The organism is Streptomyces sp. BHT-5-2, from assembly GCF_019774615.1.
In the GTDB taxonomy this organism is placed as follows: Bacteria; Actinomycetota; Actinomycetes; order Streptomycetales; family Streptomycetaceae; genus Streptomyces.
On record NZ_CP081496.1, the window covers coordinates 4,578,004 to 4,592,200 of the forward strand.

Annotated in this window: 12 protein-coding genes; 5 read left to right on the forward strand and 7 right to left on the reverse strand. The window is 70.6% G+C overall.

The annotated features are described in order from the left end of the window. Positions 1–59: 59 nt before the first annotated feature. On the reverse strand, positions 60–470 hold the full coding sequence (locus K2224_RS20270; protein WP_221907919.1) for a hypothetical protein: 411 nt from the start codon (positions 468–470) through the stop codon (positions 60–62). 655 nt (positions 471–1,125) lie between these two features. On the opposite strand from K2224_RS20270, the gene K2224_RS20275 reads away from it, so the two are divergent. Continuing rightward, positions 1,126–1,854, forward strand: coding sequence for a poly-gamma-glutamate hydrolase family protein (locus K2224_RS20275; protein ID WP_221907920.1), 729 nt, complete (start codon positions 1,126–1,128; stop codon positions 1,852–1,854). 58 nt (positions 1,855–1,912) lie between these two features. On the opposite strand, the gene K2224_RS20280 is transcribed toward K2224_RS20275, so the two are convergent. After that, the gene (locus tag K2224_RS20280) at positions 1,913–3,322 is read right to left on the reverse strand and encodes a hypothetical protein (RefSeq protein ID WP_221907921.1); all 1,410 of its coding nucleotides are present in this window, start codon (positions 3,320–3,322) and stop codon (positions 1,913–1,915) included. 520 nt (positions 3,323–3,842) lie between these two features. Here K2224_RS20280 and K2224_RS20285 point away from each other — a divergent pair. Next, complete coding sequence (locus K2224_RS20285) at positions 3,843–4,337, forward strand: CAP domain-containing protein (RefSeq protein WP_221907922.1); 495 nt, start codon at positions 3,843–3,845, stop codon at positions 4,335–4,337. Positions 4,338–4,498: 161 nt separating this feature from the next. Here the strand turns inward: K2224_RS20285 and K2224_RS20290 are convergent, their stop codons facing one another. Beyond that, positions 4,499–6,529 (reverse strand): bifunctional serine/threonine-protein kinase/transporter substrate-binding domain-containing protein, encoded by a 2,031-nt coding sequence (locus K2224_RS20290; protein WP_221907923.1) that lies wholly within the window; start codon positions 6,527–6,529, stop codon positions 4,499–4,501. Positions 6,530–6,686: 157 nt separating this feature from the next. On the opposite strand from K2224_RS20290, the gene K2224_RS20295 reads away from it, so the two are divergent. Beyond that, on the forward strand, positions 6,687–8,243 hold the full coding sequence (locus K2224_RS20295; protein WP_221907924.1) for an amidase: 1,557 nt from the start codon (positions 6,687–6,689) through the stop codon (positions 8,241–8,243). Between the two features lie 145 nt (positions 8,244–8,388). Here the strand turns inward: K2224_RS20295 and K2224_RS20300 are convergent, their stop codons facing one another. Next, positions 8,389–8,931 carry a GNAT family N-acetyltransferase gene (locus tag K2224_RS20300; protein ID WP_221907925.1) on the reverse strand — a complete coding sequence of 181 codons (543 nt, stop codon included), beginning with the start codon at positions 8,929–8,931 and terminating at the stop codon, positions 8,389–8,391. A gap of 180 nt (positions 8,932–9,111) precedes the next feature. On the opposite strand from K2224_RS20300, the gene K2224_RS20305 reads away from it, so the two are divergent. Next, positions 9,112–9,738 (forward strand): TetR/AcrR family transcriptional regulator, encoded by a 627-nt coding sequence (locus K2224_RS20305; protein ID WP_221907926.1) that lies wholly within the window; start codon positions 9,112–9,114, stop codon positions 9,736–9,738. 176 nt (positions 9,739–9,914) lie between these two features. Next, complete coding sequence (locus tag K2224_RS20310; RefSeq protein WP_221907927.1) at positions 9,915–10,088, forward strand: hypothetical protein; 174 nt, start codon at positions 9,915–9,917, stop codon at positions 10,086–10,088. Between the two features lie 566 nt (positions 10,089–10,654). Here the strand turns inward: K2224_RS20310 and K2224_RS20320 are convergent. The 3 genes from K2224_RS20320 to K2224_RS20330 form a co-directional block, all read right to left on the reverse strand. After that, positions 10,655–11,179 (reverse strand): MarR family winged helix-turn-helix transcriptional regulator, encoded by a 525-nt coding sequence (locus tag K2224_RS20320; protein WP_221907928.1) that lies wholly within the window; start codon positions 11,177–11,179, stop codon positions 10,655–10,657. An 86-nt stretch (positions 11,180–11,265) separates the two neighbouring features. After that, entirely contained in the window at positions 11,266–11,742 is a 477-nt protein-coding gene (locus K2224_RS20325; protein ID WP_221907929.1) for a (2Fe-2S)-binding protein, read from the reverse strand. A gap of 62 nt (positions 11,743–11,804) precedes the next feature. After that, complete coding sequence (locus tag K2224_RS20330; protein WP_221907930.1) at positions 11,805–14,186, reverse strand: molybdopterin cofactor-binding domain-containing protein; 2,382 nt, start codon at positions 14,184–14,186, stop codon at positions 11,805–11,807. Positions 14,187–14,197 lie beyond the last annotated feature (11 nt).

Genomic DNA, 14,197 nt, shown 5'->3' on the forward strand with positions numbered 1-14,197 from the left:
AACAGGCGCGCCGCCCACCGGGTACGCCCCACCGACCGCCCGCTCCCCCTTCCCCTCGACTACGAGTCCTTGCCGGCCGGCGAAACCGCCACGCAGGTGGCCGTCCCGAACTCGCCCTTGGCCGTGGCCCGCTTCGCCTCCTTGCCGTTGACATAGATCACGCAGTCCGCCTGGCCTCCCTTCTCACCCAGCATCAGGCTGACGTTGGGAGCGGCGGCTATGCCCTTCATCGTGGCCTCCTTCTTCCACGGCAGTTCAGGTGCTTCGACGTCCTTCGAGGAGGTCTCCCCCTTGGCGCCGTCCTCGTAAGTGATGGTCTGCACGCCGCTCCCGGTCACCTCGTAGACAACCTCGAACTCCTTGGCGTCCAGCTTCTCGAACTCCGTCTTGACGTCACCGGCACAGCCGGTGAGCCAGGTCGCCGCCAGGCCCGCGGCGGCGACGATCGAGATCCTTCTTACCTGTCGCATGATTTCCCTTTTCTGGATGAACAAAATTGCGTGGCGGGCGGCCGGGTGTGCCGCGCAGCGCCAACCCCCTTGCGCTCACCGCGGTCACGACAAGGTCGGCGTTCTTCAGAGCCGCGACCTTGCGATCGGCCGCTTGCCTGGCGGCGGCGAGCATCAGGAGCCGGCCCGCAGCGAGCGCGACCCGCGCGGTCACCCGCTGCCCTTGGGGTCGGGAACCCGCCCGGGACACCAGCATGGCCAGGGAGCCGACGGCGACGGCGGTTCTCCATCGTTGCCATCGCGACCACCAGCCACACAAAGCAGACATAAGGTACCTTAAAGCAAAGGTAAAGGGCACATATGGTTTACATCAAGCGCCAACTTTCCGGCAAATCTGCCACAATGCCCACCTGGCGGACACTCGACTGATCTCGGAGTGGTCCACCCCGAGTCAAAGGCAAAGAAGTCGTCAAGTAGCCTTCTGGGGCACTCACCCCCATGAAGGGGCAATCCATGACACTCCGGTGTGGTTGCCCTCGTCGGCAACCGCAGCCGGCGCACCGGCAGCCGGCCCCCGATCATCGCGTCCGGCGCCACCACCGCCCCGGCGTAGCGCTCCGGATTCTCCGGATTCCCTCTTCCCCCGAACCTTCCAACGCCCTCGAAGGAGAACCGCATGCCGACCGCAGAGCTCACCATGTCGCGTCAGCGGCACCGCACGTCGTGCCCAACCCGTCCCGCCAAGGCCACCACCATCGGCAGAGCCGTGGGCGTCGCCGCCCTCCTCCTGGCGCTCGACGCCCCCCTGGCCACCGCGGCGTCCTCGGACACCTACCGCAACTACGCCGACCTCGCCGCTCACGAGACCGAGGGGGTCGACTACCTGCGCACCGTGCACCGGGGCACGACGGGAGTGGCCCACATCGCCATTCACGGCGGGAAGATCGAGGCCGGCACGACCGAGCTCGCCCGTGAGAGCGCCGCCGGCAAGAACGACTCCTTCTATTCCTTCCAGGGCATCAAGCCCACAGGGAACTCCGTTCTGCACATCACCGCCACCCACTTCGACGAGCCGAAGGCACTGCAGCTCGTCAAGGCGTCCCGCCACACCGTGTCCTGGCACGGAATGGCCGGGGACGCCCCGGCCACATACGTCGGGGGCAAGGACAAGCAGCTGCGGGACCGCATCCGCACCCAGCTGCGCGCCGCCGGCTTCAACGCCCCGGACAAGTTGCCACCGAAGCTCGAGGGCGTGGACCCGGCCAACATCACCAACCGGAACGGCCGTGGTATGGGCGTGCAGTTGGAGATCACCAGGGCGCAACGCGACGCTCTGATGACGAACGGCAAGCCCAACGCCGCCTTCCGCGCCTACACTGCGGCCGTGGAGAAGTCCCTGCCATAAGACGGTGTCGCCCCCGGGGCACTGGCCCCGGGCGGGTACGGGACCGTCGTCCTTGGCGTCAGCTGATGAGACCCAGTTGCCGGCGCAGGAGAAGCACCGTCCGGTGGCCGAGTGCGGGCGCATGCCGGTCGATGAGTGCGGCCAGTTCCCGGTCGCCGAGCGCGGTGGTCGCCGACGGCGTCCAGCGGCGTACGGATTGTTCGGCACGGAAGCGCAGCTTCGGGTGCTGGTCGGTCAACAGGCTCAGCGCGGTCCGTAGTTCGACTACACCACCCTGGGCGCACAGCAGCCGAAAGGCCGCGGTACGGGTGTGTACGGGCCGCGCCGGGTCCAGTCTCGTCTCCAACCATGACGCAGGCAGCCGGCCGGCGTCCGGAATCAGGGCGGCTGCCACCTCGCGGGCCACGGCCGGCGCCGGATCGTCCACCAGCGGGCGAAGCCGCGCAGACTCGGCCGAATCCAGGACCCGCAGGCCCGCGACGGCACAAGAACGCACTGCGGCGACGGGGTGGCCGGTCAGCGGCCACAGCAGTTCCGCGTCCGCGCGGGTGCCGCACTCGGCCAAGCCCAACGCGGCACCGGGCGGGGGGCCTTCGTCGCCCGGATCCATGCACAGGGCGCGGTAGAGCGGCAGCGGATCGGTGCCGCTCTTTCTCAGGACCCAGCGTGCGCAGGCTCGTACGAGGGCGGAGCGGTCGGAGAGGAAGGACTCGGCCTGAGCGAAGCGCCCGGTCCGCCGCAGCGCGGTCACGCCTGCGGCTCGGACCTGCGGCTGCCGCGATTCGAGCAGGGGCTCCAGCACCTCTTCATGTGCGCCCTCGCGCACCGCCGCCAACGCCGCCTCGGCGCACAGGTCCTGGATGACCACATCGTCGTCGGATGCGGCGATCCGGGCCAGTCGGAGGGGCGAGAGCATCTGTTGTTCGACGGCGAGGCGGTGGCCGAAGCGGCGCGCGGCGCGGTCGTCGCTGGTGAGCAGTGTGGTGATGGCCTCGGGTGGCCCTGCCACGAGGCTCCGCTTCAACAGCGACTGTGCGAAGTCACCGTGCTGACGACATGCCATGCGCAGCACGAGCGCGGCGAAGGGGGCCATCGCCCGGCCCACGACACCGGGCAGCAGATCTGCCAGCAGCTCTCGCGCCTGCTCACGCACCGGGGCCACCCAGTCCGCAGACCGGATCACCACCAGCGGCAAAAGCGCCGGGACGGCGGGGGCCCATTCCAGAGCGGCCTCGCGGACCCGGCCGTCGGGATGGCACAGGGCGACGGCCAGCTGCGACTCACCGAGCGTCCCGTGAGCGTGATCACGCAGCCCGGTGAGGGAACGCAGCGCCTCCCGACGCACATACGGCAGCGACCGCACCGCGAGATCAAAATCCACCCATGCCTGGGGATCCGCCGTGTCCAGCGACTTCCGGAGCGGTTCGCCACTCAGCAGGCGGCAGACGGATTCGTGCGACGTGCTCATCGTCCCTCAGACATCGGTGCCGATCGGGCTTCGGTGCCGATCGGGCGCATGATCGATCCTAGGCGTGACCGTCGGTCGGCGACGAACGACTTTCGACGGCGCCGGACCGGTCAGCTACGGCAAGCGCCGACCAGGGGTGGATGGCCTTGCCCGACCCGTTCCGGGCGCCGCAACCCGCCCGTGACATCCCTCATACCGACCCCGTCACGAACTACCGTGCATAGTAGTTCCCACCACAGCGACAAAGGGTACTTTGTCCGACTTGATCTGACGATGAGGCCCACCCGGGACGCCGACGCCCCGCCCTTCGCCCCCTTTCGGTCATTTGTCCGCACACCCCACACCCCTGACGACGCGCCAGGCACCTACGAGGCCCACCGGTGTGCGGGACAGCACGACCACCCGCGCACCGCAAGGGGTGGCCGAGCAACTACCCCGTCTAGTGGTAGTGCCCATTGCCCGCCTCGCCCGGACTTCCCAGAATGTCGGCCATCGACGCGACGAGCGAGTGAGGTCAGGCATGAAGAAGCACCGCAGGAAGAGCAACCACCGGCGGCTGACGGTTGCCGCCCTCGCCGTAGCCGCCTTGGGTGTCCCCTCCGTCGCCATGGCCGCCTCGGCCACCCCCGCCGCCACCTCCGGCGACGCGGCACGCGTGGTGGAGCTGGTCAACAAGGAGCGCGGCAAGGCCGGCTGCGCCCCGCTGACCGTCAACGCGAAACTGACAAAAGCCGCCCAGGCCCACAGCCAGGACATGGCGGACCACCGCAGAATGTCGCATACCGGATCCGACGGCTCCGACCCGGGCGCCCGGATGAAGAGCGCCGGCTACAACTGGACCACCTACGGCGAGAACGTCGCCTATGGATACGCCACCCCGGAGAGCGCCATGGCCGGCTGGATGTCCAGCCCCGGACACAGGCGCAACATCCTCGACTGCTCGTTCAAGGAGATCGGTGTCGGCCTGGCACAGCCCGGCGACTACTGGACGCAGGATTTCGCCACCGCCCAGTAGCACCGCCCGGTTCGCCCCGTATCCGACCTGCCGCCCCTCCCTCTACGTGCGGGGCTCGGCCGCCATCAGGTGCGCCACCTCCGCATACGCGAACGACGCCGCCGTCGAGTCGACGGGCTCGCCGCTCCTGCGCCCTTCCGTGGCGGGCGCGTGCGGACGCCCTACTGCCCGCCGTTGACGACCGCCTGTTCCACCGCGCCGTCCTGGAGGTGCCACCGCTGGAGGATCTTCGCGTAGGCACCGGTCCGGATGAGGCGGTCGAGCGCCTCGCGCACGGCGTCGCGCAGCTCCGTATCGGCCTTGGCGACGGCGATGCCGTAGGGCACCGGATCGATCTGTTCGCCGACGAGTTGGAAGGCGCCGCCGCCCGCCCGGGTCGCCGCGGTGTAGGCCGCGACCGGAAAGTCGTCCAGGCAGGCGAGGGACCGGCGCTGGGCGACATCGTCGTAGACCTCGGCCGCCGAGTCGAACTTCCGCAGCGTCGGCTGCGCGGGGAGCTGCCGACTCAGTTCGTCGAGGTAGTTCTCGGCCGCGGAGCCGCGCTGGACCGCAACCGGCCGGCCCGAGACGTCCTCCGGTTTGCCGAGGCCGTCCGGGTTGCCCTTGCGTACGACGAGCGACAGCCCCGCCCGGAAGTAGTCGATCAGGTCGCCCCCTCCCCCGGTCTTCGTCCCGCCCGTCTGCCCGCCCTGGCGGTCCTTGGTGTCGACCAACGCCGAGATGACCAGGTCGAACCGGCCCTGGCCGAGGCCGGGAAGCAGGGAGTCGAAGGTCGCGTTCTGGAATGTGCAGCGCACGCCCAACTCACGGCCGAGGGCGTCGGCCAGGTCGACGTCGAGGCCGGCGGGCTTACCTGCGCTGAGGAACTCCATCGGCGCATAGCTGATGTCGGAGCCGACGGTGATGATGCCCTTGTCCGCTATCGCCCGCGGCAGCCCGCTGGATGGTTTCGCGCCTCCGCCGGGCTTGCCCGCCGCGCCCGCGCCACCGGTGCCCTGCTTCCCGCCCTCCGGCCACAGCGTCCAGGCCAGCGCACCGCCGCCCACCGCGACACCGGCGGCGGACAGTGCCGCGAGCACCCGCCGACGGCTCGGTCCCGGGGACGGGGGCGGGTGCGGGCCGTCCGTCCCGGGCAACGGAGCTGGGCGGGTGGCGGCTTGGTGCAGTGCGTCGGGCGGCGGGGGCTTCGGGGGAGCCGCCATCGTGCGGGTCGGCAGCGCACCGAAGTCGCGGGCGGCGCCGGCGGGCCCTTCGACCGGCGGGCGCACGGAGGAGGTGTCGTGGGATCTGGGGTCGCCGAGCTGTGCGGACAGGCGGTGGAGCTGCCCGGCGAGGGGTTCCGGCAGCCAGTCGTCGTACGGGCCGGGTGCACCCAGCCGCGCGACGAGCTCGGGGAGGGCCGGCCGCCGGGCCGGGTCCTTCGCCAGGCAGGCAGTCGCCAACTCGCCCAGATTTCCCGGAAGTTGGCCGATCTGCGGCTGCTCGTGCACGGTGCGGTACATCAGCACCTGCGGCTCTGCGTTGCCGTACGGGCCGTCGCCGGTCGCCGCGTAGACGATCACGCCACCGAGCGCGAAGACATCCGCCGCGCCCGTGATGTCGGGGCCGGTCATCACGAGCTGTTCGGGGGCCATGAAGCCCGGGGTGCCCAGGGCGGTGCCGGTCACCGTCAAAGCGGTGTCCGCGGCGGAGTGCGCGATGCCGAAATCGATGACACGAGGGCCGGTGGCGGTCAGCAGGATGTTGGACGGTTTGAGGTCACGGTGCACCAGACCCTGCCCATGCACCGCCGACAGCGCCTGGAGCAGACCGGCCGTCAGCAGCCGCACGGTGCGCTCGGCCAGCGGCCCCATGTCGTGCACGGCGGAACTCAACGCGATACCCGGCACGTACTCGGTCGCCATCCACGGCACGTCGTCCTGCGGCGCGGCATCGACCACCGGCGCCACGAACGGTCCCCCGACCCGCCCGGCCGCGGCCACCTCACGGGCGAAGCGCTTGCGGAAGCCGTGGTCGTCGGCGAGTTCGGAGCGTGCGGTCTTCACCGCCACCGTCCGCCCGTCCCCGGCGCGGCCGAGATAGACCCGCCCCATTCCGCCGCCGCCCAACAGCCCAATGATTCGGAACGGCCCGATCTCTCGCGGATCGTCCTTCGCCAGCGGTCGCACCCGCACCCCCACCAGTGCCAGCAATTACGGGGAACAGTATCCCGCACCCAACCGCCCGGAAGATCAACGGACCGGGCCGCCGCGGCAGCGCCGGGCGCCACGGGCCGGTTGCGGCGCGAAAGTCCCTTGTGCCGGCCCACCGGCCCGTAGTGCGCTGCCCTTCATGACGAGCATGAGGAGCATGAGAAAGCGGAGTGCTGCCACACTGGTTGCCGCCCTGGTCGCGGGCTCGCTGTGCGCGGCCGTGCCGGATTCTTCGGTGGAGCTCGACAACGTCGATCTGGACACCGTGACGATTCCGCAACTCCAGGCACGTATGGCGAACGGCGCGCTGACCTCCCAGGCGCTGACCTCCGCCTATCTGCGGCGGATCCAGGCCGTCGATCCGAAGGTCCATGCGGTGCTGCGCACCGACCCGACGGCGCTGCGCCAGGCAGCAGCCAGCGACGCCAGGCACCGGCACGGCACGACCCTCGGCCCGCTCGACGGCATCCCCGTCCTGCTCAAAGACAACGTGGACACCCGAGACCTGCCCACCACGGCCGGGTCGCTGGCGCTGGCCGGCCGCCCGCCGCACCGAGACGCCGCACTGGTGACCCGGCTGCGCGAGGCGGGCGCGGTGATCCTCGGCAAGACCAATCTGTCGGAGTGGGCCAACTTCCGTTCCACAAAGCCGACTTCGGGATGGTCGGCGGTGGGCGGGCAGACCCACAACCCGTACGTACTGGACCGCAATCCGTGTGGCTCGTCCGCCGGTTCGGCCGCCGCGCTGGCCGCGTCGTTGGCACAGGTGGCGATCGGCACCGAGACAGACGGCTCCATCGTGTGTGCGGCCGGGATGAACGGGGTGGTGGGCCACAAGCCCAGTCTGGGACTGGTCAGTCGGACCGGCGTGGTCCCGATCTCGGCACAGCAGGACACCGCGGGCCCCATGGCGCGCAACGTGACCGATGCAGCGCTCACCCTGGCGGTGCTCAGCGGTGACCAGGCCGCGCAGCCAGGCACGCCCGCCGGCCGTCCGGACGCTGCGCCGCGCTCCGGCGGACTGCGTGGCAAACGGATCGGCCTGTGGCGACTGCCCGAACTCGGGCCGGCGGTGGACGCAGTGCTGACCCGCACCGCGGAGCGGCTACGGAGTGCGGGAGCCACCGTCGTCGAGGTCACGCCCCCGTACCAGAAGCGCATCGCGGAACTGGAAATCCCCACTCTGCTCAGCGAGTTCCACCGGGACATCGACGCCTATCTCACCACCCGCGACGGACCGCGGGACCTCGCCGGGCTGATCGCGTTCAACCGCACCCACCCGGCGGAACGGACCTGCTTCGCCGGCCAGGAACTCTTCGAGCAGGCCCTCGCCGCGCCGCCCACCACCGACCCGAAATACCGAGCCGCCCGCGGCGAGTTGACGGATCTGGCCCGCCGTTCCCTCGACGAGACCATGGCCGCCCATCGACTGGACGCCATCGCCGCACCCACCAATCCGCCTGCCTGGACGACCGACTGCGCACGGGGTGACAACGACATCATCCCGTCCTCGACCCCCGCGGCCGTGGCCGGCTACCCGTCACTGTCGGTACCCGCGGGGTCCGTACACGAGCTTCCCGTGGGCCTGCTCCTGATGGCCGGCAACCGCCAGGACGCGGCACTCCTGTCCCTGGGGGCCGCGGTGGAGCACCGCCTGCACGCCTGGCAGGCACCGCGCTACCTCCCAACGGTGGGACCCGACACCGTCCGCTGAACGGACCGCCACGGACACCGCCCCGAACGGACTTCACCCGTCACAGACACTGCCCGGAACAGACACCACCCGTCGCGGACACCGCCGGGCACAGACATCGCCCGGCACGGAAACCGCAGGTCCGAAGCCGCACGGCCGGCGGGTCTCAGCCCGCCCATTCCTCGGCGAGGACGGACCAGACCTCGGTGTCATGCCGGACCCCCCGGTACGGGAACTGCCTGCGCAACACCCCGTCGCGCCGCATGCCGAGCCGGCGGGCCGCCTCGACGCTGCGCTTGTTGGCCGGGGTGGTCCGCCATTCCACCCGGCTCATCCCGCGCTCGCGAAAGGCCCAGTCGATCAGCGCCCGGCTCGCGCGGTGCACCAGCCCGCGCCCCTCCCCCGCCGATTCCAACCAGCACCCGATCTCACAGACCCCCAGGGCAGCATCGAACTGCGTGAACATCACGCCGCCGACCAGCACGCCCTTCGACCAGATGCCGTAGATCCGCGCCCCGTCCTGTGCCTGGCCGTCCGCATACCCCTGGAGGACCTGGACCGCCGACGCCAGGTCAGTGGTACGGGTCGCCCACGGAATCCAGGGGTCCACCGTGGGCCGGGCGCGGTCCATGTGGTCGAGGAACTCCTGTGCCCGCCAGGGTTCCAAGGGCCGCAGCTCGGCACAGTCATCAAGCGGCAGGGCAAACACGGGGAGCCTCCGTGGGTGGGTGGGAAAAGTCCGCAACAGGCACTCGCTACGAACTGTAAGGCCCGCTCCTCCCCACTCGCCCCGCTCCCCCGACCCCTTCGCCGTGAGCCCCACCACGGCGAATGTATTATGTCAGCCGTATTGGAAAGAGTTCCCGAGAGGCCCACAGGAAAGCCGACCATGCCGAAACAGGTGGACCACCACGAACGCCGCGAGACCATCGCCCGCGCGCTGTGGCGCGTAGTGGAGCAGCGCGGCGTCGGGAACCTCTCACTGCGCGAGGTCGCCCGCGAGGCAGGCATGTCCCACGGGCAGCTTCAGCACTACTTCACCACTCGCGAGGCGATGCTGACGTTCGCGATGGACTTCGCCGCCGAACAGGCCGGTCGACGCGTCGAGCTCGGCCTGGCGGAGCTGGGCGACCCACCGCACCCTCGCGACGTACTCCGCGTCATGCTCACGGAGATGCTCCCGCTGCACGCCGACGCCCGGGCGACCAGCCGGATGAGCGCCGCCTTCGTCCTGGAGGCCCTGCACGACGAGCACATCCACGCACGGGCGCGCGACGGCATCACCCAAGGACGCGCCACCGTCGAGCAGTTGATCCGCCGGGCCATCGCCGACGGATACGTCCCCGCCGACCGCGATCCGGTGATCGAGACCAATCTGCTGCTCGCCCTCACGGGCTTCACCCCCCTCCTCGAACTCGATGTGATCGAGCCCCGGGACACACTCACCGCGATCGACCACTACCTGGACAGACTGTTCACCGACAAGAAGGCCGCTCCAGGCACACCCCCCGCCTGAAGAACCCGTTGCGCACCCTCGCCGAGGGCAGCGGGAAGCAGCGGGCCGGGGCCCGAGGATCACGTCCGCCCCGCCGACCAACCCTTGCTGAGCACCTTCGGGGAGAGCCCCCGGAGGCGCCGGCGGCTGCTCCGGGGGTCCGCCGGCGAGCGGGTGTGATCCTGGCGTACACGGCGGTGGCGATTGGCGCGGTGCTGCTCGTCGCGGCCTGCCTGGCGCGGAGCACGGCGATGCTGTGGGCGGCCGGTGCGATGACGCTGGTGTCGGCGGCGCCGCTCCTCACCGCGCGGTTCCACCACGCACCTGGGCGGCGGGCCCCGAGCGATCACCACCGGGGCGTACACGACTGAACCGAGGCCGAGGCGCTTCGGCCTCGCCTGCGCCACGACGGCGGGCGCACCGGAGGCGGGTGAGTCTCCTGAAGTGCTTCGACTGCGCGTGGGCCGAGCAGGTCGTCGACACCGTGGGCGTATGCCGTCACTGCGGGGTCGGCGTCTGTCTGCGGCACTGCCATGTCGCCTGGAGCCCGGCCACCGGATCGCCGGGGTCGGCCAGTCCACACCTTCCCGGCCGGCACGCGAACTCACCTGTCCGACCTGTCACTTCGCGATGGCCGCCACGTCCCAGGCAGAGGTGAAACAAGGTACCGGGGCGCCCATCTCGGCGACTTCACGGCGCAGCCGAGAATGCTGGTGATCGGCGCACCGGTGGTGGGCGGCCTGGTGATCGGTGCGAGGGCGCGCTACGGGTCGGAGAAGATCCGCGGGCACGGTATGCCCGCGGCGATCGAGGCCATCCTGACGGGCGACAGCCGGGTCGCGCCGCGGGGGGCAGTGCTCAAGCCGGTGTCGGCGGCGATCGTGGCGAAGGCCCCGTCGCCCGGCCGATGCGCCGGTCGTCGTCCGGTACCGCTTCGTCAGTACCGCTCTGTGAGCGAGTCGACGGTCCGCTCGCCGGCGGCGTCGGTCAGGGCGCGCAGCCCGCGTACCAACTCGGCGCGCCGGTCGCCCGGGAGACTGGCGACGATTGCCCGGATCTCCTGGTGGCGGTGGGCCAGGACCTTCTCGACCAGCAGGCGGCCGTGTGGTTTGAGGCCCACGATGACCTCGCGGCGGTTGTCCGGGTTCATCTGCCGGTCCACCAGGCCGCGGGCCTCCAGCTTGTCGACCATCCGCATCGCCGTCGACGGGTTGACGTCCAGTCCCGCGGCGAGTGCGGCGAGCTTGACCGGGCCCTCGCCGTGCAGGACCACCAGGGTGCGCAGTTGCGGCAGGGTCAGGGCCGGTTCGGTCTCGGCGAGCGCCCGTGCGGAGAGCGCGACGAACAGCCGGGACGCGGTCATGACGGCCGCGGTGACCTCCTCCACGGTCTCGTGCAGGTCGTCCGGCGGCTGTTCTGCCGGGGTCCGCTGCTGCCCGTCGCCCTGATCTTGTCGCACCATACCGCTGTTATACCGTTCCTCGGGCGGCGCCGAAGGCCGAGCCCGCCCGGCCGTCCGGGCACCGCCTTCTTGGGGCGCGTTGCGGGCTAGAAGTGCTTGGCGCCCTCCACTATGGCCTCGCGGATGCGGTGGTAGGTGCCGCAGCGGCAGACGTTGCGGATCTCGTCGAGGTCGGCCTCGGTGATCTCCTTGCCGGCGGCGCGGGCCTGCTTCACCTTGGCGACCGCGGCCATGATCTGGCCGGGCTGGCAGTAGCCGCACTGGGCGACGTCGTACGCCAGCCACGCCTCCTGCATGGGGTGCAGGTCCTTGCCGACGGTGGCGGGCAGCCCCTCGATGGTGGTGACCTCGTCGTCCGGCCGGACGTCCTTGACCGGCACCGAACAGGGGTTGAACGCCTTGCCGTTGAGGTGACTGGTGCATGCCTGGCAGACACCGAGGCCGCAGCCGTACTTCGGCCCGGTGACGCCCAGGACGTCGCGCAGCACCCACAGCAGCCGCACGTCGTCCTCGATGTCCACCGTGACGGACTTGCCGTTGAGGATGAAGGTGTGTTCGGGCACGGTCGCTCCTTGCGCTGCTGGTGGCCCTTGCGTTCCTGGTGCGCGCCGCCGGCGGGCCGGCTTCAGTAGGCGCGGTCCAGTCCGTCGGTCGGCGATTGCGGGATCGGGGGGACGGTCGGCAGCGGCTCGAAGCCGAGCGGGCCGGAGTGGTTGACGGGGAACGTCGTGGGCATGGTGCCGGTGGCCGCGCCGTAGGCGCAGGCGACCGCGGCGGAGGCGGCGCCGACCGCCAACTCCCCCGCGCCGCCCGGCTTTCCGGTGGTCGGCGGCATGACCACGATCTTCAGCTCGGGCGGGGTGTTCCACTGTCGGGTGTAGAAGTAGTTGTCCCAGCTGCCCTCCAGGAACGCACCGTCCTTGAGGTGCAGGCCCGAGGTGAGCGTGATGGCGATGCCGTCCATGATGCCGCCCATCATCTGCGCCTCCAGGCCCTTGGGATTCACGGCCAGGCCGACGTCGACGGCACAGACGACCTTGGTGACGCGGGGACCCGTACAGGCGTCGGGGATGTGCCGCCCGGTGGTCCCGGGGCGGCAGTCGATCTCGGCGAGCACCGCCACGACGCCGTGGTACTCGGGGTGGACGGCGATGCCCTGGGCCATGCCGTCGGGCAACTCCCCTCCCCATCCGCCGAGTTCGGCGACCTTGTCCAGGACGGCCCTGGCCCGGTCTCCCTTGATCAGTTGCCGGCGGAGGGCCAGGCGGTCCTTGCCCATCTCGTCCGCCAGCCGGTCGATGACGAGCTCCTGGGCGCACCGGACGTTGGGCGAGTAGATGTTGCGCATGCTGCCGGTGTTGAAGCCCTTGTCCACCTCGTTGAGGAACTGGGTGGAAAGGCCCAGGTCGTAGGGCGTCTGCTGGCTGAGCGTGAAGATCGTCTCGGAGAAGGTGAGGTCTCCCACGGGCAGCTTGGCGGCCGTGGCGGTGATGATCTCGCCCAGGCCGTGCCCGAAGTCGGTGGAGACGGAGGTGTGCCGCTGTTCGTAGGTGAGCACCTTGCCCAGCGCGTACGTCGCGCGGATGCGCGAAGTGGCCATCGGGTGGGTACGCCCCTGCCGGAACTCGTCGGTGCGGTGCCACATCAGCTTGACCGGCTTGCCCATCGCCTTGGAGACCTCGGCGGCTTCGAGTGCGGCGTCGGAGAACAGCTTGCGGCCGAACGACCCACCGCCCTCGGCGACATGCACCGTGACCGCGCTCTGCGGCAGTCCGAGCTTGGCCGCGATCGCCTGCTGGGCGACGATCGGCGACTTCAGGGCCGCCCAGATCTCGGCCCGGTCGGACCGTACGTCGGCCACCGCGCAGTTGGGCTCCAGCGCGCTGTTGCTGGCGAAGTGGAAGGTGAAGGAGCCTTCGACGGTCTTGGCCAGATGACTCAACCTCGGTACGGCGAGGGGAAGTTCGGCTGCCTTCAGCTCGCGCAGGACGGTGTCGTCGGACGCCCGTTCCGCGGTTCCCGGGCCCCAGGTCACCCGAAGGGCACGCACCGCGTCGATGCACTGCCCGAAGGTCCGGGCGCGCACGGCGACACCGGTGGAGATGGCCGCGACGTCGGTGACGCCCGGCATCGCCCGTACCGCCGCGAGATTCTGCACGGAGCGCACCGTGCCGTTGATCGTGGGCGGCCGGCACACCATGGTCGGCGCGGCGCCGGGCACGTGCAGGTCCATGGCGAACTGCTTGCGTCCCGTCACGCTCTCCCTGGCGTCGACGCGGTTGCGGGCGGTGCCGATGACCGAGAACGCGGAACGCGGTTTGAGGTCGGTGGCGACCCGTACGGTCTTCGGGCTCGCGGCCTTCCCGGCGAGCGAACCGTAGGTCGCGGTGCGGCCGTTCGGGGCGGTGATCACCCCGGCCTTGCTGGTCAGCGTGGATATCTCGGCACCGAGCAGCTCGGCGGCGGCCTCCAGGAGCCGCTTCCTGGCGATCGCCGCCGCGACCCGGATGGGTGTGTAGGTGGAGATGGTGGTGTTGGAACCGCCGGTGAGCTGGTTGAAGAGCAGTTCCGGGCGCGCGTCCGCGAGGGTGACCCGGACCTTCTCCAGCGGCAGGTCGAGTTCCTCGGCGATCAGCATCGCGGTGGAGGTGGTGATGCCCTGGCCCACCTCGGCGCGGGGCAGTGCGAACGAGGCGGTGCCGTCGGCGTGGACATGGATGGTGATGAGGCCGGCGGTCGGCAGCGCGGCGTCGGTGAGCATGTCGTTCAGGTCGAAGATTTGCGTGAGCTCGGGCAGCGAGCCGACCGCGGCGTGTGCCGGCGTCGATCCGGCGGCCGCCTCGCCCAGTTGGGCCGCAACGGCCAGCGTCGGCGCCGCCAGGACGTAGCCGAGGAACCTGCGGCGGTCGATCCCCTCCGCCCCGCGTCCGGTGTCCGCGGCGCCCTCGTCGACCGGCTCGACGGCCTCCGTGCGCTCCCGCGGCAGACGATTCTGAACGTCCATCATCTGTCCTCTCA

Excerpts from the sequence above, each read along its gene's own strand:
- K2224_RS20295 (WP_221907924.1), top strand. The coding sequence starts at position 6,687 with ATGAGAAAGCGGAGTGCTGCCACACTGGTTGCCGCCCTGGTCGCGGGC.
- K2224_RS20305 (WP_221907926.1), top strand. The coding sequence starts at position 9,112 with ATGCCGAAACAGGTGGACCACCACGAACGCCGCGAGACCATCGCCCGC.
- K2224_RS20275 (WP_221907920.1), top strand. The coding sequence starts at position 1,126 with ATGCCGACCGCAGAGCTCACCATGTCGCGTCAGCGGCACCGCACGTCG.
- K2224_RS20270 (WP_221907919.1), bottom strand. The coding sequence starts at position 470 with ATGCGACAGGTAAGAAGGATCTCGATCGTCGCCGCCGCGGGCCTGGCG.
- K2224_RS20320 (WP_221907928.1), bottom strand. The coding sequence starts at position 11,179 with ATGGTGCGACAAGATCAGGGCGACGGGCAGCAGCGGACCCCGGCAGAA.
- K2224_RS20330 (WP_221907930.1), bottom strand. The coding sequence starts at position 14,186 with ATGATGGACGTTCAGAATCGTCTGCCGCGGGAGCGCACGGAGGCCGTC.
- K2224_RS20280 (WP_221907921.1), bottom strand. The coding sequence starts at position 3,322 with ATGAGCACGTCGCACGAATCCGTCTGCCGCCTGCTGAGTGGCGAACCG.
- K2224_RS20285 (WP_221907922.1), top strand. The coding sequence starts at position 3,843 with ATGAAGAAGCACCGCAGGAAGAGCAACCACCGGCGGCTGACGGTTGCC.